Source organism: Clostridium chromiireducens (assembly GCF_002029255.1).
Lineage (GTDB): Bacteria > Bacillota > Clostridia > Clostridiales > Clostridiaceae > Clostridium > Clostridium chromiireducens.
The window spans coordinates 1-21,041 of the sequence record NZ_MZGT01000076.1; the positions used below are offsets into that span (position 1 = coordinate 1).

Annotated in this window: 17 protein-coding genes and 1 riboswitch; of the genes, 4 read left to right on the forward strand and 13 right to left on the reverse strand. The window is 31.2% G+C overall.

Going from position 1 to position 21,041, the window contains the following annotated elements:
- Positions 1-156 precede the first annotated feature (156 nt).
- From CLCHR_RS20150 to CLCHR_RS20160, 3 genes are all read right to left on the reverse strand, one after another.
- Positions 157-405 carry a hypothetical protein gene (locus CLCHR_RS20150; RefSeq protein WP_079441707.1) on the reverse strand — a complete coding sequence of 83 codons (249 nt, stop codon included), beginning with the start codon at positions 403-405 and terminating at the stop codon, positions 157-159.
- 6 nt (positions 406-411) lie between these two features.
- Positions 412-846 (reverse strand): hypothetical protein, encoded by a 435-nt coding sequence (locus CLCHR_RS20155; protein ID WP_079441708.1) that lies wholly within the window; start codon positions 844-846, stop codon positions 412-414.
- Positions 847-1,098: 252 nt separating this feature from the next.
- A complete protein-coding gene (locus CLCHR_RS20160; protein WP_079441709.1) occupies positions 1,099-1,602 on the reverse strand; it encodes an Rrf2 family transcriptional regulator in 504 nt (167 codons plus the stop codon).
- Between the two features lie 205 nt (positions 1,603-1,807).
- Between CLCHR_RS20160 and CLCHR_RS20165 the strand changes: the two genes are divergently transcribed.
- Both CLCHR_RS20165 and CLCHR_RS20170 read left to right on the forward strand, forming a co-directional pair.
- The gene (locus tag CLCHR_RS20165) at positions 1,808-2,179 is read left to right on the forward strand and encodes a pyridoxamine 5'-phosphate oxidase family protein (RefSeq protein ID WP_079441710.1); all 372 of its coding nucleotides are present in this window, start codon (positions 1,808-1,810) and stop codon (positions 2,177-2,179) included.
- 24 nt (positions 2,180-2,203) lie between these two features.
- Complete coding sequence (locus tag CLCHR_RS20170) at positions 2,204-2,380, forward strand: 4Fe-4S binding protein (RefSeq protein ID WP_079441711.1); 177 nt, start codon at positions 2,204-2,206, stop codon at positions 2,378-2,380.
- A gap of 153 nt (positions 2,381-2,533) precedes the next feature.
- On the opposite strand, the gene CLCHR_RS20175 is transcribed toward CLCHR_RS20170, so the two are convergent.
- From CLCHR_RS20175 to CLCHR_RS20215, 10 genes are all read right to left on the reverse strand, one after another.
- A complete protein-coding gene (locus tag CLCHR_RS20175; protein ID WP_079441712.1) occupies positions 2,534-5,143 on the reverse strand; it encodes a cation-translocating P-type ATPase in 2,610 nt (869 codons plus the stop codon).
- Positions 5,144-5,409: 266 nt separating this feature from the next.
- The gene (locus CLCHR_RS24980) at positions 5,410-5,562 is read right to left on the reverse strand and encodes a hypothetical protein (protein ID WP_169896858.1); all 153 of its coding nucleotides are present in this window, start codon (positions 5,560-5,562) and stop codon (positions 5,410-5,412) included.
- A 313-nt stretch (positions 5,563-5,875) separates the two neighbouring features.
- The gene (locus CLCHR_RS20180) at positions 5,876-6,199 is read right to left on the reverse strand and encodes an energy-coupling factor ABC transporter substrate-binding protein (RefSeq protein ID WP_079441713.1); all 324 of its coding nucleotides are present in this window, start codon (positions 6,197-6,199) and stop codon (positions 5,876-5,878) included.
- On the reverse strand, positions 6,199-6,951 hold the full coding sequence (locus CLCHR_RS20185) for an energy-coupling factor ABC transporter permease (RefSeq protein WP_079441714.1): 753 nt from the start codon (positions 6,949-6,951) through the stop codon (positions 6,199-6,201). The genes CLCHR_RS20180 and CLCHR_RS20185 overlap by 1 nt, the downstream gene beginning before the upstream one ends.
- A gap of 43 nt (positions 6,952-6,994) precedes the next feature.
- Positions 6,995-7,822, reverse strand: a complete 828-nt coding sequence (locus CLCHR_RS20190) for an energy-coupling factor ABC transporter ATP-binding protein (protein WP_079441715.1) — start codon at positions 7,820-7,822, stop codon at positions 6,995-6,997.
- A gap of 12 nt (positions 7,823-7,834) precedes the next feature.
- Entirely contained in the window at positions 7,835-8,650 is an 816-nt protein-coding gene (gene cbiQ, locus CLCHR_RS20195; RefSeq protein WP_079441716.1) for a cobalt ECF transporter T component CbiQ, read from the reverse strand.
- Between the two features lie 156 nt (positions 8,651-8,806).
- Positions 8,807-8,972, reverse strand: a riboswitch (cobalamin riboswitch).
- A 322-nt stretch (positions 8,973-9,294) separates the two neighbouring features.
- Positions 9,295-9,894, reverse strand: coding sequence for a hypothetical protein (locus CLCHR_RS20200; RefSeq protein ID WP_079441717.1), 600 nt, complete (start codon positions 9,892-9,894; stop codon positions 9,295-9,297).
- Between the two features lie 327 nt (positions 9,895-10,221).
- A complete protein-coding gene (locus CLCHR_RS20205; protein WP_242966167.1) occupies positions 10,222-11,913 on the reverse strand; it encodes a peptidoglycan-binding domain-containing protein in 1,692 nt (563 codons plus the stop codon).
- A gap of 194 nt (positions 11,914-12,107) precedes the next feature.
- Positions 12,108-14,003: an FUSC family protein gene (locus tag CLCHR_RS20210; protein WP_079441718.1), complete on the reverse strand. Its 1,896-nt coding sequence runs from the start codon at positions 14,001-14,003 to the stop codon at positions 12,108-12,110.
- 29 nt (positions 14,004-14,032) lie between these two features.
- On the reverse strand, positions 14,033-14,440 hold the full coding sequence (locus CLCHR_RS20215; RefSeq protein ID WP_079441719.1) for a MarR family winged helix-turn-helix transcriptional regulator: 408 nt from the start codon (positions 14,438-14,440) through the stop codon (positions 14,033-14,035).
- Between the two features lie 584 nt (positions 14,441-15,024).
- Here CLCHR_RS20215 and CLCHR_RS20220 point away from each other — a divergent pair.
- Both CLCHR_RS20220 and CLCHR_RS20225 read left to right on the forward strand, forming a co-directional pair.
- Positions 15,025-17,532 (forward strand): InlB B-repeat-containing protein, encoded by a 2,508-nt coding sequence (locus tag CLCHR_RS20220; protein WP_079441720.1) that lies wholly within the window; start codon positions 15,025-15,027, stop codon positions 17,530-17,532.
- 43 nt (positions 17,533-17,575) lie between these two features.
- Positions 17,576-20,776 (forward strand): hypothetical protein, encoded by a 3,201-nt coding sequence (locus CLCHR_RS20225; RefSeq protein WP_079441721.1) that lies wholly within the window; start codon positions 17,576-17,578, stop codon positions 20,774-20,776.
- The last annotated feature ends 265 nt before the right edge of the window (positions 20,777-21,041 follow it).

Here is a 21,041-nt window from a genome sequence, read left to right on the forward strand (position 1 = left end):
TCCATCTAAATATTCTTTTACTGCCTGAAGTTTTTCTTTAGGTAAGATATTTCTAGACATAAAATTACTCCCTTCTAAGTAAAACAGTTTTATTATTTCAACTGTCTACCTAGAAGGGAGCATATCAAACCAACAGTTCTTAACTTAAAACTTATTTTATTTCTTATATAAATCTGGAATCAAATCTAATGATTTTTTAATTCGAACTAAATTTGCTTGAGTCGATTTATCACCTATTTTTTCAACATTTATATATACATATTTAACAGCTTGAACTGTATCCTTTCCCAATTCCTTCATATGTTCACCACTATTTGAGTTTTCAAGCAATGCTCCATAATACATAGCTTTTCTCATTGTATTATTATCGCTCCAATAATTATTATAATTATTATTTATAAACATTATCGCTTATTTAACTTCTGAATCTGAAACTCTTTGAGCATCTTTCTTCGATATTGATATAATTTCGTCAACTGCTTCAATTGTATTTGGTGTTGCTTTTAATTTTAATTTATCATCCACTATGGATTCATAATTTTTTATTTCTGCTTTCTTTACATCCTTACCATTATTTTCTGTTTTCTTATTAAGTTCTTCCTGTATATTCTCATATAATTCTTGCTGTTCACTAGTATAATTTCTTTTACTTTGCATAGCTTTAATATTATTACCTATATTACTTGCTAAATTTATTATCACGAATAATCCAAAAAATATTAATATTACAATCTTTATAGCTACATCCCACTTGCTGTATTTCCACATAAGTAATAATCCTATTGGGAAAAATAAAATTAGAAATAAAATAATTATCAAGTTTTTTTCATACCACTTTTGAGTCATTAGTAAAGCCCCATTTATCTTCCATACCGTAATTATACTAAATTGGTATTCTTATGTAAATGTTTCTATTAACATACAATATGAAATATCTATTTAATAATGCTTAAAAATGCCTCTACAAAGATAAGTGTTATATATTTTCTTTTGCTTAAATTTACTTATTATCCTTTATAAATGATATAATTCTCCGTAACAACCCTGACTTAAGACTTTATTGAATGCCATCTAAATTTCTCGATTTCATCTAATTTATTACTTTCTGCTATTATTAAACCATTCAATTGTTGATTCTTTCACCTCTTTTGGAAGTTTTTTATTATAAACATCATCATATAACCACGCCAATGTTTTTTTGCTTAGGTATTTTTTCATTTCATTTTCTGCTTCTAACATTACTACTTTAATTAAGCAAGGGCACTTTGTATGTGTATCTGGTAAATTCTCTTTATCTAATAATATGTTATTTTGCCTAATTTCTGCGCATTGGAAAAATGATTCACTTCCTTCTATCGCTTCTACAACATCCCAAAATGTTATATCTTCAGCACTACGCGCTAGCGCATATCCGCCTTTTACGCCTGGTATAGATTTTATGATTCCTGACTTACTTAATTTTGCATACACCTTTGATAAATAAGTCTCTGAGATACCTTGAAATGTAGCTAAATCCCTTATTCCTACAGATTTACCTTCTTCTAAATTTACCATATATAATAAACAATGAAGTGCATATTCTACTCCAACTGAAAATTTCATTCGTCTTCTACTCCTTTTAGTCTCTCTTAGTCTTTTCTTAATAATATCTGATTATCTATTTCCATTCAAGATATTAATTTTATATGAAATACATACAATTCTTCAAAAAATATTCTATTGACAGTTTACTAAAAACATAATATTATAATCATAGATACTATGTATCCACGATTAATTTTGTCGACAATATGAGGAGGATTATAAAATGTTTACAGAAAAGTTTTTAGAGGTACTAAATCATGAAGGTGTTGTTTCTATTGTAACTTGTGCTAATAATGAGGCTCATGTTGTAAATACATGGAATAGTTATTTAGTTATTGTTGAGGGCAATAAAATTCTAATCCCTGCTGCTGCTATGATTAAAACAGAAGAAAATATCAATGTTAATCCTAATGTTAAATTAACACTTGGTAGTAAAGAAGTTATGGGGCATGCCTATATGGGAACTGGATTTTCACTTGAAGGAACTGCTAAATTTTTAAGGGAAGGAAAACACTTCGAACATATGAAAGAAAGATACTCATTCCTAACACGAGTATTAGAAATTACAGTTAACTCTTGTAAGCAAACATTATAATTTTTAGAATTCAAGGAGAAAATCATGGCTAGAAAAATTAATAAGTCAGACTGCGTAGGTTGTGGGACTTGCCAAAGGGTATGTATTATTGGTTGCATAACACAAGAAGATGACAGAAAAAGAGTTATTAATGAATCAGCTTGCGTTGATTGTGGCGCCTGCCAACTTGCTTGCCCTAAGAAATGCATTTTCCCAAATTAACTGAAAAGATGGAATTAAAATAGTAAGATTACATTTCATTCAATAATAAAAAGAACGGCGAGATATTGTCCGTTCTTTTCTACTTTCATTTATTATTTGACTTTGAATAGCAATATCCTAGAAATCATAGTAATGTAATTATCTACACTTTTCCTATTTTTGACCCTTAACAAATAATAATTTATAAATTTGAACTAATATAAGTGGAATAACTGATAATCCATAAATATAACTAATTTGATCTGAACTTAATGGAGCAACTTCAAAAACACCCCTTAATGGTTTAAAAGTTAGAACTAGTAGTAACAGCAAAAAACCAATTATTACTGCAAACCATATAGATCTATTTGTAAATAAGCCTATTCTAAAGACTGATTCTTTAGACCTGCAATTAAATCCATGAAGTAGCCTAGATAAACAAAGAGTTGCAAAAGCCATTGTACTTGCAACATAAGCACCACCTGTATATAAGCCTATATGAAATGCTGCCATGGTAACTACTGCAATAAGGAGCCCTTCCATTATAACTTCAATTGCAAAAGATTTATTAAGAATAGGAACATTTATGCTCCTTGGCTTCTCTTTCATTATATTTTCATTATGAGGCTCAAGCCCGATTGCTATTGCTGGCAAGCTATCTGTAACCAAATTTATAAACAAAAGATGAACTGCTGCAAAAGGAATTGGCAGTGCACCTATTGATGCATATACCACTGATAATATTCCTGCTGTATTACCTGATAGAAGGAATTTAATTGAATTCTTAATATTGGCATATATACTCCTGCCATTTGATATGGCTTTAACTATAGTTGAGAAATTATCATCGGCAAGTACCATAGAAGCAGCATCTTTAGCAACTTCTGTACCTGTTATTCCCATTGCAATTCCTATATCTGCTTGTTTTAAAGCTGGTGCATCATTCACACCATCTCCAGTCATTGCAACGATATTTCCTTTTTCCTGCCAAGCTCTTACTATTCTGATTTTATGCTCTGGGGATACTCTAGCATAAACTGAAACTTTCTCTACTCTATTTTTTAATTCTTCATCACTGATTTTTTCCAATTCAAATCCTTCCATAGCTTCTGATTCATCTTTAAGAATTCCTATTTGCTTAGCTATAGCAGATGCAGTAATTTTATGATCACCAGTTATCATTACTGGCTTTATACCTGCTTCAATACATAGTTTTACAGCCTCTGCCGATTCATTTCTCGGTGGATCCATCATTGCTATAAGACCAACAAATATTAAATTATGCTCATCTTCAAGGGTAATCTCTTTTCCCTCCGAAATCTCCTTGTAAGCAAATGATAAAACTCTAAGCCCACCCATTGAAAATTCTCTATTTACTTTTTCAATTTCTTTTTTATGCTCTTCCGTGAAATCCTTTATTCCTTCTGAAGTTTCAATCTTGGTTGCTCTTGCTAAAAGTACATCCAATGCACCCTTAGTTACCATTGTATATTTATTTTTAAATTTGTGAGCAGTACTCATTAGTTTCCTATCAGAGTCAAAAGGTACTTCTCCCAGTCTTGGATATTGTTCTCTTATAATTAATTCATCTAATTCATATATTTCACCCATATTAACTAAAGCAACTTCAGTTGGATCTCCAATTTCTTTGTTTTCAACAGTGACAGCATCATTACATAATAATGCCATTAAAACTAACCCTTTCTCTAAAACCTTATGCTGATCCAAACTATCATGCTCAAGTACCTTATTATCAACAAAAACTTTCTGTACTGTCATTTTATTTTGTGTTAAGGTTCCTGTTTTATCTGAACATATAACTGAAATACTTCCAAGACTCTCGACAGCATGGAGTTTTCTTACAATAGCATTTTTCTTAGCCATCTTTTGAGTTCCAAAAGCAAGAACAATGGTTACAATTGAACTTAAAGCTTCTGGAATAGCTGCCACTGCTAAAGATACTGCAAACATAAAGGAATCTACAATATTACGTCCCCTAAATATATCTAAACCAAAAATAATAGCTGAAATAATTAATATAACAACAGCAAGTTTTTTCCCAAAGTTATCCAAACTAACCTGAAGCGGTGTTTTCTTTTCCTTTGCACTCTCCAACAAGTTTGCTATTTTACCAATTTCAGTATTCATTCCTATATCTGTAACTAAAATAACTCCTCTTCCATAAGTTACAAAGCTTCCTGAAAACACCATATTTTTTCTGTCACCAATAGCTACGTCATCTTTATCTATTACCTCAACAAACTTCAATACACTTTCTGATTCACCAGTTAAAGAACTTTCATTTACTTGAAGACTAAAACTTTCAAGAATTCTACCATCTGCACTAACATAATCTCCAGCATCAAGGTATAAAATATCTCCTGCCAAAAGTTCTCTAGAAGGAATCTCAAGCTTTTGACCATTTCTTAAAACCTTGGCTGTAGGTGATGAAAGAGCCTTAAGACTTTTTAATGACTGTTCTGCTTTAAGATGTTGTACTGTACCAAGTATTGCATTAATAATAACAACAACCAATATAACAATAGTACTTTCAAGCTTTCCAAGAAAAGCTGAAATAATTGCTGCACCTAATAATATAATTACTAGAAAATCTTTAAACTGCTCCAAAAAAACCTGCAACGGACTTTTCCTAGCTGCTTCTTCTAGTTCATTAAAACCATGCTGCTCTCGTCTTTTTTTGATTTCTTCTTCATTTAAGCCCTTACTAGTAACACCTAGTACCTCCAGTGACTCTTCCGGTGACTTTTTATAAAATTCCTTCATAAACCGTGCCTCCTTAAAAAATGACTACAAAGATCTCACATTTTGCTTATATAAGATTTTTACTCTTATTGTTTTGCTTTCTACTTACTAATTTCCTATATATTAACAAAAGTATAATAATAAAAATTATAATGGCAGCAAAAATACTATATTGTTTCATTATTAAATGAATGTAGCTCCAATTATGGCCTATAAAATATCCCAATGAAACAAGTATTGCATTCCAAATTATTATCCCCATAACTGAAAATAAAATAAATGTTTTTTTATTGTATTTTGCAGCTAGCAGGTAATATCACCTCACTTGGCATCGCAGGAAAACAAGCATATTCCATAGCAGTAATTATCACCACTGCTATATATCCTATTTCACTAATTATGTACATAATCTGATTTGTTAAAGAATTTATAATTTCCATAATATTCACCCCTACATTTTAGTAATTTTTTCTTTGGTTTAAAATTAATTACAACAAAAAGACTCTATAGTTAGAACACGTTCTAACTATAGAGTCTCACCAAACATTTTTTGTTTTCAAAGCCGGGATTTCTCCGTAATGACGACTTTGAATCCTGTATAATTAACAGGCAGTTACTCCCTCTACCAATGTAGTTTTAATTATCCTTTTTAATATTATTATCTACTATATTAATATCAAATTCAAAGCTTGTCAACAATCTCTACTATATTTCATATTACAAAACTGACTTCTTTAATTGATCTATTTACTATTATTGGATTTTATTCTTTTCTTTCTCTATTTTACTTCTTTCTACAAACCTTCCCATAAAGAATGCAATAACACCGACTCCAATCCCCGTCTGTACACAGAAAAGTAAGCTCTCTACTTCGCCTGGCAATTCTCCACCGATCCAAGTTTCCATAACTGGTTTAAACCAAGGCTTATACTCAGTACCTGTAATTTCAGAGACAACTTTGCTTCCTGCATCATCAGATCCACCAAATTCAGCACCTTTTAATGTGAATAATGGTATAACAGCAATCAGTACAGCGATAATTAATAGGCTTATAACTATTTTTTTAGTCTTTGACATCAATATTCGCCTCCATTCGCTAATCCAAGATCTTTCAATTCTGATTTCGCATATGTTTCAAGGCCAATGATAATAACAACTGTCAAAATTCCCTCGATAATTGCTAGTGGAACCTGCGTTGGTGCAAATACTGCAAGAAATTTACCTACAGATACCATAATACCACCGTTTCCAGACGGATATGCAAGTGCAAGCTGAAAACTTGTTATACAATAAGTAAATAAATCACCAATTGATGCTGCCAAGAAAATACATATATATTTATTGATTTTTAACATCTTACATAATTTATATATTCCATATGAAACAAACGGGCCTGCAATAGCCATAGAAAATGTGTTGGCACCAAGAGTTGTTAGCCCACCATGAGCAAGCAATATTGCTTGGAAAATAAGTACAATAATTCCCAAAATACTAACTGCGCTTGGTCCGAACAATATTGCACCAAGTCCAGTACCAGTCATATGTGAACAGCTTCCTGTTACTGATGGGATCTTTAACGATGAAAGTACAAAAACAAATGCTCCCGCCATAGCCAAAATGGTAATTGATCTACGTTGCTTAGACAATGTTTTCTTAATTGATAAATAACCTGCAACTATGAATGGAATGCATATAACTCCCCATATAATGCAAAATTGTGGTGGAAGATACCCTTCCATTATGTGCATCGCATTGGCCGCTGGAGCTACTCCAAACACTAAAGCAAATACTGCCGCTAGAGCGACAACTCTCTTTTCTTTTTTATTCATTTTTCTCCCCCTCTAAACGCTTTTATATATATGTATATAATTCCTATTTCACAAGCATTCCCTTAAATTCCTGTATACTCTTAGGATAAGCCTTTGTATCTTTCAAAATCTGCTTTTCTACTAGAGATTCATATACCTCCAGCAATGTTGGCCGTTTCAAATTTGCCTTTTTTAGAATTTCTTTGTTTTTAAAAATTTCCAAAGGCGATCCATCTGCAATGATTTTTCCTTCACAGAACACAAGCACTCTTTCAGCCCATCTATATGTAAAATCTACATCATGTGTAGAAATCAACATTGTTTTCCCCTCAGCTCCAAGCTTTAATAGAACATCTTCCAACATCATTGCATTTAAAGGGTCAAGCGCTGCTGTTGGTTCATCAAAAATAATAATTTCTGATTTCATAGCAATAATATCCGCAATACTAACACGTTTCTTTTCACCACCACTCAAATAATGCGGTGGGCGGTCCTTTAAATGAGAAATATTCATATATTCCAGTGCTTCATCAACGCGTCTCAATATTTCTTCTTTAGGAAGCTTTAAATTCATAGGCCCAAATCCAACTTCTGCCCTAACTGTAGATGCAATAATTTGATTGTCAGCATCCTGAAATACTATTCCAATGTTTTTTCTAAGTTCCTTCAAATTCTTTCTATTAATAATCATATCTCGATAAAAAATTTTTCCTTGTTCTGGTGTAAGTACACCATCTACATTTAAAAAAAATGTAGATTTCCCAGAACCATTGGAACCAATGACCGCAATTTTCTCACCTTCATAAATGTCTACGCTTACTCCGTCTAATGCAGACTTTCCATTCCCGTAGGCATAATGAAGATCTTCAATTTTTAATATTAATTTCCTCATAATCGTTCCTTTCTATTTTGTAAGGCTCCAAAGCAAAATCAAAAAAATTATGAATACTGATGCGATAACAATATGTTTCACTTCTATATTTTTATCTTCCTCCAAAAATACAAGTTCTCCATCATAGCATCTAGCTTCCATTGCATCATAATAAGCATTTGCTTTCTTAAGCGAAACAATAAGCATATTACTTGCGATACTTCCAAATGTATAACAAGATGTTTTAAAATCGCAGTAACCTTGACGTGATTTTGCAGAATTTTTCATTTTAGTAGATACATCCATTAAGATAAATATATATCGATAAATAAGACTCATTAATTCTACAATAATCTTTGGTACATATGCTTTTCTTAACACATAAATAATCTCAGAAGATGGGGTTGATAATGTCATCATTTGCAGAGCACTAGTAGCTGCAAAAATTTTCAAAATTAAAAATGTCATTTTCTTAATCTGAACAGTTGAAGTAAAAACATAACAAAACCCAATATATAAGTTATACTCTCCTACTGCCTGTTTTGAGAAATCAATAGCGATAGTAAAAGTACTGAGCAAAATAAAAGTAATAGGAATTGAGAGTATTGACAAATATTCATTTAATGGAATCTCTCCTTTGACAACTGTTATATATGCCATTGCAATTATAACACCAACGGATACATACGGATTGTCCAATGCAATACAAAGAATCAATGTCAAAACTGATAGGTATACTTTAAATGAAGCATTCCAATGTCTAATTTTTGAAGCATAAGCATAAAAATCAATTGAATATCCTTCCCCATGTTTATGTCTTATTTTATGCTTATTAACAACCTTCTCCATATCACATCTCCCTTGAATTTTTATATACTCTTTCTACAAAATAAAAAAGCCTTTCTAACTAAGGTGTTAAAAAGACATAATAATAAAGCATACTCACTCGTATAAAATCGGTAAATAAATATTTATCAATAATGCCCCCCCTATCACTCGTAGAGTTAATGGTGCAAAATATAGGCAGGTCTTCTGACTTAAGAATCATAATTTAAGTACGTCTTCCCTAATTAAAAGTGACATAATGTACTTAAGCTCCTCTAATACAGCTACGGGATAGTTTAGGAATTTCACCTAATTCCCTTTTAATTAATTAAAATTACTTCATAAATTTAAATTAATATAACTTTAATCAAACCTATATTTTATTATGCAATTTTTCTAAAATACATTTATATCCATAACCATACCATTATTGATAAAAAAAATCAATCAATATTTATACAATGTACATCCCCTATTGTAAATATTCCAGCAAATCTACTTGTACTCATATATCTATATCCACCTTTTTTATTTATATTTCTTTATAGTAAAATCACTTGATAATTCTACATTTGACATGCCTAATACTTTCCCTTTGACTTTTACAACTTATTGAATTCTTAATATAACACAGCTAATTAAAACTTAATGATTTTAGTATTAAGTCTTTACTTATAGGATAAAGAAATATATGTATTATTATCTATTTGGCTTAATTTATATATCCACTCATTTGTATTCTTATTTATATTTACATATGGGTTTGATTTTATTATGATTCCTGGCACCTTCACCTCATTATTTAATCTTATGTTACAAATATAACTATATAAATTTTCATCGTTATTAATATTATTCATAATTAAGTTATCTATAGCTGTTCTATTAAACTTCAATTCAATTGTGTATATTTTTTCTCTCATTTGTGAATCTTTTGAATGTGTCATCGTTGCTAATCCGCTGGAGTTTATCTTCTCTTCTAATTCATTAATGTTATTGAATTTATATACTATTTCTTCTACATTCATATCACCAATAACATATCTATTAAATTCATAACCGCTTTCTTCAGCCCAATCAAGATCGAATATATATTTGTTTAATTTTGAAGCTATAAACTCATCATATACTATTTGTAATTTTACTGAACCAGACTCATTCTCATCTATTACAGTCGAACTTTTTAATCTTACGTCTCCACATCCAAATAATATAACTAATATAATTAAAATAGTTATGCTTTTAATTATTTTTTTTACTTTACTCATAAGTATTCCTCCAAGATGTATAGTGTAATGCACTCAACCTTCAGCCAAATGTGCGGCCCAAAAATCTAGTCCTCTGCAAAATTTACCGCAAGATAGCTAGCAGCTCCCCCTGCTATATGGCATGCAACTTATGCATATATGTGTTTTGTCTATATATACTATCCCTCATCCTTACTATAATTATGTTGTAAAATAATTCAAGCATAAGCAGATAAAAGCATAAAAAATCACTCACCACAAAATTGTGGTGAGTGATTTTATCATAATTTCCTCGTGCAATAAAAATATCAGTTCAGTTAAAACTGTTCTACTATTTTTAAAATCTAACTAATAATAAAATCTTGGAATATCCCTTTCATCTTCAAATCCAGGTATGACTGGAGGTATAAATTCATATCCTTTAAATCCCCTGCTTGATTCAGTTGTGTTAAGCTCTGCTATCCTTGTTACTCCAACATAAACATCTGATATTTTATACCATGTCGCATAATCTACTACTCCTGTTTGAGGCAATGTGAATATTTGTTGGAATGTTTTTACTGACTGTGCAGTCTTTGGTCCATATCTTCCATCTTCAACAAGCTTCGGAATCAATGGATAGTTTCTTGCTATTCTATTTAATTGACCTTGTATTGTCCTTACTGGAGGTCCAGAAGCTCCAATTGTTAAATCATAGCCTGGATATGACCTTGGACTTCCAGTAACTTTTTCAGCTGTAACTAATTCAATATCATTGCCATAATAATTTCTTAATATCTCATATGGCACCTTTCCTTGTGTTCCCAATGCTTGACTTCCCCATTGACTTAACCAATCAGGACAACTAACCCTCTTTCCATCACAGTATTGTGTTAAAAGTGGCTGCTTCCTTCCAATTCTTCTTACATATGTGGAGAAAATCTCATCTACGATTTCACTTATGTTATCATAAATATTTCTACCATAATTAAATGCATGGTCGTAGGCTGTAGAACTTGTAATATCAAAATTTTTGCCTTTACCTCTATACCATTCAGTAAAAATTCTATTTAAGGTAAAAGATATGATGCAAAAGATATTTGCTCTTATGGCTGACCCTGTCCAAGTGGAATATATTTCACAGGAAGCAACATTTTTAATATATTCCTTAAATGGCACTTTATAATTTGGCGCTGATGCATCATTGGGGACTCCTTGATGAACTATAATAAATTCTGGAACCACAGGCTGTGGCAATACAACGCCTGAAGTTGGTGGAGGCAATGGTTTTTCAGGATCTTCTGGAATCTTAGGAGGATAATCTCCATTTAAAGTATTTGGCTGTACATTTATAATTTCCTGCCTCATTGGGCCTCTTCCTAAATTAGTCTCTAAATTACATATTTGATATGCAATTTGAGTAGGAAATACTTGGCATCCTCTTATTACTATTGCTTCAAATCCATCCCTTTCAACTGTTATATCATATTCGCTATAAGGTGTTTGATTGCTATTTGGATTTAAAGAATATTCTAATGGTGGAGCCGGTAATTCTATTACATCAGTCAATCCTACTGAATTAGTAATAAGTTCTACGGTTCCTATATTTCCTGATTCAGCTGTTCCTCTAACAGTTATTCTAGCTCTGTCGATTGGAATGTAATCATCCCCTCTAAAGCATTGAACCTTAAGTGCACCTGCTCTTGTTGTTATGGCTCCTGGGCTTGTTGTAATATTTATATTTATGCCTGTACCTGCTTGAGTTCCCCCTGTTCCTTGAGTCCCATTTACAGCTGTACCTGTTGTAGTTCCTCCAGTTCCTGTTGTGGTACTCACACCTGTACCTGTTGTAATTCCTCCTGTTCCTGCAGTTGTATTATTCATACCTGTACCTGTCGTAGTTCCTCCTGTTCCTTGTGTACCATTTATCCCTGTACCTTGTGTAGTAGCTCCAGTATTTGTTGTGGTACTCATTCCTGTACCTACTGTAGTGCCGCCAGTTCCTGCTATGTTATTACCACTCGTATTTGGTGTTGTACTTCCACTACTTATATTCTCCATAACTTCCCTCATTATATTTTTTTTCAGAATATTATATTTATCTTGTTAGGTATTTGTTACTAATCTCTACTTATTATTGAATTGAAATTGTATCCGGTTTATACTTTTAATAAATTTTAGACCACTACAAAATTGTAATGGTCTAAACTATTCAAATTATTAATTCAGCCTAAATTATATTCAACTAATTTACTCTAACACGCTAAGCTCTTTATGCTAAACGCTTCTTGAAGTATATTAATTTCTTCACAAAGTTCAGATATCTCATTTATAATCGAAATTTTTCTAGGTTGTATTTGATTTTTTTGTTCAATATCATTTGCTATTGTTTCATAAATAAGTATAAGTTGCGCCAATTCTTCATCTGATAAATTCAAATGACCTTTTTCAATACAATACTGGGTAAGTAAGTAACTAAGATGTTCCAGTGAATAAAATACTGGCCACATTGTTTCAAGCATTTCTTGATTATTAGGAATCTCCCCTAATGCCGTATTATAAGCCGTTTTAAAATTCATAAAATCTATTTCCATCTTTTCTCTTATAGTGACTGTATTTCTTTCACTATTATTGGATGCTAAAAAAATTAATATTTTAGCATGGCTGCGTAACAATTTAGCCATTAAACCTGTCAGTCTGCTAGATGCTGATTTACGTCCAAAAATATAAGTTCCAATTAATGCAATTACAGATCCAATAACTATATCTGTAATACGGGCTGTTGCAAAATACCCTACATTATGGATTTGAGTAGCATTTTCTGCTATAAGTATGGAATTTGGTGTAATAAATACTGCTGCTAGTGCATAATTCTTAACAATAGCAAGTTCTATTAATGCTGTTAAACATATGTTAATTAAAACTATCATAAAGCCTTCTGGTTTAAAACTTAAAATAATTATAGCTAGCACTACACCAATTATTGTCCCAATTGAACGCTGAATTGCCCTATGAAAAGTTGCCATTATAGTTGCTCCACACATAACTGCCGCACAGGATAAAGTAATCCAATAAGGCCTTGTAAATGAAAAATTAAATGCTATTACTGCTGAAATTGAAAGTACTATTCCATATCTAACTGAATTAACAAACACTATAGAGTCTTTGTTCAAAGCTTTTATAAACTTTGTAACCACATGTGGTTTAGAAATCTCAACTCCTCGTCCAATATATTCTAGTGGTAAATTCATTATAGCTTCAACATCATAAATTATTTCTAATAGCTTATGATATTTTTCATCCACCACTTCATTTGACCTTTCTATGTTAATTGTTTCTTCATCCTTTAAATTAATCCCCTCTGGTAATTGTCTTATCATATCAACAAGTTCTTTAGGCAGCTTATTTTTGCTATTAGAATCCAGCTCAAGCAACTCAAAAAATATTTTGTTTGCATGCTTGTTTAAAAGAACTAGGCGATTAAATAAAAAAGAAACTTTCCACGGCATGTATCCTATTGTGAGAATATCTTCAGATTCCTTTAAAGCATTAACAGTGATATTTCTTATATTACTAATATCTTTACTTCCAACTGCTTCTGCGAATTCTGCCAAAGCTAAATACAACCCTTTAATTTTTTTTAATTCAGGATCGTGAGGATTAAAAAAATACCCTATCATGCTAATTATCCATGAAAACATACTACTTGCAAATACGACACCAATAAATATAGGTGTTTCTGATTGATCAAGTTTAATTCCAGTTGTCATCGTAAAACTTAATACAAAAAATACTGCTGCTGGTCCAGGTATCTTAAGTATTCCAAATATAAAGGTTGTAATTGTCCCTATTAAACCAACTATTAATATTGTAAGCGCTGGATAAGGTGCTACTAAAGTTCCGAGTCCAACTGAAAGAGTAATACCAATACCAATGAAAAATATCTTTTTTACACGCTCCGCATATGGTTCATTAAAAACATACAGGTAAGTAAATCCACCTATTGCACCTAACAATCCAAAACGCAATTGATTTAATAAAAGACCAATAATTAGAGGAAATCCTCCACATAAAGCTGCACCTATTGCTTTGTTCCATGGGAAAGGATTTTTATTAAATTTAAATGCTTGTTTTATTATACTTTTATACATATGATTTCTTCCTTTTGCTGCATCTTATTTTAATCCAAATTCATCATCATTTTTTTTAATGTTTTATTAAAATTTTCTAGTTCCTCTTCACTAATATTATTTACTGCCTCCACTTCCACGCTTTCAGCTGCCTGTTGCCACTCAGGGAACATTTCACAAGCTTTTTCGGTTAATTTTATATGTCTTTCACGCTTGTCTTTTCCCTCTGTTCTAATTATCAGCCCCATCTCTTCCAGTCTCGCTAAAGTCCTTGTAATAGTTGGTGCTTCTACACCAAGGTATTTACATAATTCAACTTGTGTACATTCCTTTTTTTTATGTAAATATAATACAATTCCCCACTGAGACGTGTATAGACCAAGTGAAGAAATTCTCTCATTTAATTTCTTGTTAAAGCTTCTTGCTAATTGATTTATATTATGACCATATAAAATCATTTTTCCACCTCCAATTACTTACCTAGGTAATAGTTACTTAGGTAAGTATATCATTTTACTTATCAATACTCAATATATATACTAAAGTTTTAAAGTACTATTAAGTAATACTTATCTTATTAAACTACTTATAATTTTTTATTTAAATCCACTTCTTAAACTATAAGTTTTCCTTTTATAATAATTATTTATAGACTCAGTTCATCATTATAATTTCCTAAATAAAAAAATACAGCCAAACTCGATGGCTGTATACGTGTATATAATAGAGTTATGAGGATACTTGTGTAAAGGGATATTTTGATACCATTTACAATCAATATTGTAGCATAATATGACACAAATCTATACAACATTATATTGCTCTTCACTATTTTTATATATTCTACTAATATTTTATTAAATTTATTGTAAGTTCTTTCAAATAAAATATAAGCCTATTTCTTAACTCAGAAATCTATATGATTATATTTACTTTTTATACAAAATCTATTTCTATGCAGACTTCCATTTATATAATATGATTTATAACATAAGGAAGAAAATTGTCAATCTAAATTCAATTATTATAAGGGGAAATACAAATGAGAAAAAAGCTGAGTGTCATATTACTAGTATTGTTTATTGTACTTCAATTATTGCCGCTTCAGGTTAATGCTGCAACTGTTCCAAAAGAGTTAAAAATCAGCTCAGAGCTTACTGAGTGGGTATTAGACGAGCCTACTAATACCTTATATACCATAACTGAAATAGGAAAAAAATTAATATTCATAAATGCCACTACTATGAGTATTGAGAAAACTTTAACTCTTAACGGGCGGCCGACTGATATTATAAAAGATAATGGGAAGCTATACATAACTCTTTTTGATTTAAAGCAAATAGTTATTGTTGATATGGCAAGCAAATCAATTACAGGAACCTTGTATACATCATCAGATCCCTACAGGATTGCAAAGGATGGAGACAGAATCTATTATGTAGAACGTCAGCAGTGGGGAGATATATACGAATATAATCTGACAACAAATATAGATCAAAAAATATCAGTAGGAAATTCATTTGCGTCAGATTTAGCAATAAATACAAAGGATCATATCTTGTACATTGGTGAATCAGGTTCAAGTAGTTCTAATATGATTTATTTTAGTACCAATGATAATAAGGTTATTGGCAAAACAAATTATGATGTCGGATATGGATTTTCATATCCTCGTAGATATACGATCTTTGATGGAACTAAAGTATATTATGCTGGCCGGGATTTTAAACTGGATGATCCAACAATATTTAACGGAGGCTTTGGAGATGTAGAATATGTAGTACCTGAAAGTGTAATATATGTTAATAAAGGATTGGTCTACACAAATAAAAGCATATATGATAAGGATACTCACATAGAACTAGGAGAATACGGTTCAAATGTGGATCTTGTACAGGCTTCAGATAATAGTTTATACATTTATAGTATAGAAAGCGGTATTATTAAAAAGTTTAGCAATACCTCTAATGTTATAGATAAGAGCAACGTAATATCACTTATTTCAGGAAAGCCTAAAGCTCCAATATCTAATACTGAGGAAAGTATAAAAATTAATTCGGGTGTGAGTATCTTAAAAATGGAATCAAAGTTTATCCAATGGATTCTTAATGAAAATGCCAATACACTTTATGGAATTTCAAAAGCAGATAAAGCTTTATTTTTTATAAATGCCCAAACCTTAAATTTAGAAAAATCACTGACCTTTGCATCTAATCCTACAGATATAATTGAAGATGATCGAAACTTATATATTGCCCTTGATGATGCGAGACAAATTGTTATTGTGGATACAGTAAGTAAGGCAATTATAGGCATATTGCATACATCATCAGATCCCTACAGGATTGTAAAAGATGGAGACAAAATTTATTACACTGAACGTGATCAGAAGTGTGATGTATATGAATATAATCTAATGACGAATACAGATCAAAAAATACCAGTGAATAATCTTTCTAAGCCAGATTTAGCAATAAACACAAAGGATCACATATTATACATTGGTGAGTCAGGTATAACTTACCCTAAGATGACTTATTATAGCACTACTTCCAATCAGGTTATTGGCAAAACATATAATGGTGAGGGGGATATACTTCCCGGTCCAGGCAGATATACACTATTTGATGGAGACAAAGTTTACTACGCTGGCTTTTCTTTTGATAAACAAATTCCCACACATATTTTAGGTAATTACGGGAACGAGGATATTATATTTGCAAAATATGGTGGTGCCTATACTAAGACGAGCGTATATGATAGTGAATCTTACTCTTTAGTCGGAAGTAATGGTGGTACTTTTAATTTAATTGAAATTTTAAATGATTCTGTAGTGTTTTATTATAGCGAAACTGATAATTTAATTATGAGAATAGAGCCAAGCAAAATATCATCTGTGCAATTTAATAGTCAAGGCGGCAGTAAAGTATATAATGCTACAGTGGATAAGAATACATTAGTTTCAGCTCCTACACCTCCAATAAGATTAGGATATAAATTTGACGGTTGGTATAAAGAAGCTGAATGCATAAATCCATGGAACTTTACAACAGATAAAGTAAGTCATGATACAACTCTTTATGCAAAGTGGACATACATTACACCAACTAAAGCTAATGGTTGGAATTATTTGGATGGAGAATGGTATTTCTTTAATAATGGGACAATGTTAGGAGATACTTGGAAACAGGATTCGTCAAAACGTTGGTTCTACCTAGGTAATGATGGAGCTATGTTTAAGAATTCTTGGATACAAGATTTTTCAGGACACTGGTATTTCCTAGGTTCTGATGGAGCTATGGCAGCAAATACTTGGAAGCAAGACTTATTAAAACATTGGTTCTATTTAAGTGCTGATGGTTCAATGATATCTAATACCTGGTTATTATACAATGGGAAATGGTATTTCTTAAAAGCAAATGGTGAAATGGCGACAGGATGGATATTCTCTAGCGGATCTTGGTATTATTTATATCCTAGTGGTGAAATGGCATCCAATACAACTATTAACGGATATAGAATTAATAAAAATGGAGTTTGGATAAAATAGTTTGTAGATATTTAAATTTAATTATTCTAAAGGGGAATACATAATGAAAAGAAAACTGAGTGTTATATTATTAGCATTGTTTATTGTGATTCAATTACTACCACTTCAGGTAAATGCTTCAACTGTTTCAAAGGAATTAAAAGTCAGCTCTGAACTTACGCAATGGGTACTAGACGAGCCTACTAATACATTGTATGCAATTTCTGAAACAGGGAAAAGCTTAATATTCATAAATGCTGCTACTATGAGTATTGAAAAAGACGTAACTCTTAACGGACGTCCAACTGATATTATAAAAGATAATGGAAAACTGTACATAGCTCTTGATAATATAAATCAAATAGTTATTGTTGATATGGCTAGCAGAGCAATTACGGAAACAATACATACATCATCAAGTCCATACAGGATTGCAAAGGACGGAGACAAAATTTATTATACAGAACTTAGTGGGATTGGTGATATATACGAATATAACCTAACAACCAATACAGCTCAAGCGATACCAGTAGATAGTTCATCTGCATCAGATTTAGAAATAAATACAAAAGATCATATATTATACATTGGTGAAACTTCAAGTGGTTCTGATATGACTTACTACAGTACTGTTTATAATAAGGTTATTGGGAAAACTAATTATGATGGTGGATATGGATTTCCATATCCTGCTAGATGCATAATATTTGATGGAAGTAATGTATATTATGCCGGCAGGGATTTTAAACCAGATGATCCAACTAAATTCAATGGAGATTTTGGAAACACAGAAAACTTAATATATGCTAATAAAGGATTGGTTTATACAAATAAAAGCATATATAATAAAGATACTCATATAAAACTCGGTGATTACGGATTAAATATTGATCTTGTACAGGCTTCAGATAATACTTTATATATTTATAGTAAAGATAATGGTATTATAAAAAGATTTAGTAATTCCTATAATATAATAAATAGTAGTAACGTAATATCACTTATTTCAGGAAAGCCTGCGGATCCAATACCTAATACTAAGCAAAGTACACAAATCAATTCGAGCATAAGCACCTTACAAATGAAATCAAAACTTATAAAATGGGTGCTGAATGAACCAATGAATACACTTTATGGAATTTCAAAGGAAGATAAAGCTTTATTTTTTATAAATGCTGAAACTTTAAATTTAGAAAAATCATTGACCTTTACATGCAGCCCAACAGATATCATTGAGGATGGTGGAAATTTATATATCACTCTTAATGATATAAATGAAATAGTTATTGTTGATATGGCCAAGAGAGCGATTACAGGAAGGTTACACACATCATCAGATCCCTATAGGATTGAAAAGGACGGAGACAAAATTTATTACGTAGAATGTAGATCGTGGTTTAGTGTATATGAATATAATCTAACGACAAATACGGATAAAAAAATATCAGTTGGTAATATACATAAGCCAGAAGATTTAGAAATAAATAAAAAAGATCATATACTATACATTGGTGAAGCAGGCTCAAGTGGTTCTCATATTGTTTATTACAGTACCAGTGATAATAAAGTCATTAGTAAAACAAATTATAATGAAGGAGGTGGATTTTATGGCGCAGTTGGAAATGTAGTATTTGATGGAAGTAACGTGTATTATGCCGGCAGAGATTTTAAATTAGATGATCCAACTAGATTTAATGGAGATTTTGGAAACACAGAAAACGTAATATATGCTAATAAAGGCTTAGTTTATACAAATAAAAGCATATACAATAAAGACACTCATGTAAAACTCGGGGATTACGGATTAAATGTGGATCTTGTACAAGCTTCAGATACTACTTTATATACTTATAGTAAAGATAATGGCATCATTAAAAGGTTTAATAATAACTATAATATGATAAATAGTAGTAACGTAATATCACTTATTTCAGGAAAGCCTGCAGATATAATACCGACTACTAAGAAAAGTACACAAATTAATTCAGGCAAGAGTGTTTTACAAATCAAATCAAAGCTTACACAATGGGTTCTAAATGAACAAACAAATACACTTTATGGCATTTCAAAAGATGATAAAGCTTTATTTTTTATAAATACTCAAACATTAAACTTAGAAAAATCATTAACATTTACATGTGGGCCAACTGATATCATTGAAGATGGTGGAAATTTATATATTGCTCTTGATGATGCAAATCAAATAGCTATTGTTGATATGACAAAGAGAGAAATCACAAAAATATTGCATACATCCTCAGATCCCTTTAGGATTGTAAAGGATGGGAACTATATTTTTTACACAGAACGTGATCAGTGGTGTGATATATACGCGTATAATCTAATAACAAATATAGATGAAGAAATATTCCAAAACGATTTCTTTGAGCCAGATTTGGCGATAAATACAAAGGATCATATCTTATACATTGGTGAATCAGGTTTAGGCGTTTCTAATATGACTTATGTCAGTATCGCCGGTCAAGGTGTTATTAGTAAAACAAACTATGATCCTGCATTGGGATTTCAATATCCAGAAAGGTCAATAATATTTGATGGAGAAACAGTTTACTACGCTGGTTCAGGCTTTAATAAGCAAGATGCTGCACGAGTTCTGGGAAACTACGATAAAAAGAATATTATATTCGCAAGATATGGCAGTGCATACACTAAGACAAATATTTATGACAGTAAATCTTACTCATTAATTGAGAATACCGGTAGCAATAGGAATTTAATTGAGATTTCAGATAACCTTGCAATGTATTATTATAGCGAAGCTGATAATTCTATTTATGCAAATTGGACATATGCCACATCAATTCCAACTAATGGCTGGAGCTATTTCCAAAGAAAATGGTATTTCTTTAATAATAAAACCATGGTAGTTAATGATTGGAGGCAGGACTCATCAAAGCGTTGGTTTTATTTAGGAACTGATGGTGCAATGGTATCAAATGTTTGGAGACAAGATTCATCAAAACACTGGTTCTACCTAGATTCTGATGGTGCAATGATAACAAATTCTTGGAAAAAAGACTTATCAAAACGTTGGTTTTATCTAGGTTCAGATGGTGCAATGGCATCAAACACCTGGAAATTGTATAATGGGAAATGGTATTACTTAAAGGCAAATGGTGAAATGGCAACAGGGTGGATATTTAATGATGGGGCTTGGTATTACTTATATCCAAGTGGTGAAATGGCATTAAATACAACCATTGATGGATATAGACTTAACGGAAATGGAGCTTGGATTCGTTAACTTGTTGACATGAATGCTAATTCAAATAGATGTAATTCATAGATAAAAAATAAACCTCAATGTGATTAAATAGTTTTCAAGATAAACTATCTACATATAAGAAAAGTGAGTAATAACTTAGAAACTTTCGTTATTGCCGAGTCTGTCAAGATTTTTGTGTAAACTTCAAAAAGTAATATGATCATTTGGTAAGGTTGGAGGTATAGTTTAGACTTCCAACCTTTATTTTATAAATGTTGAATATTATTACATTACTTATGTATAG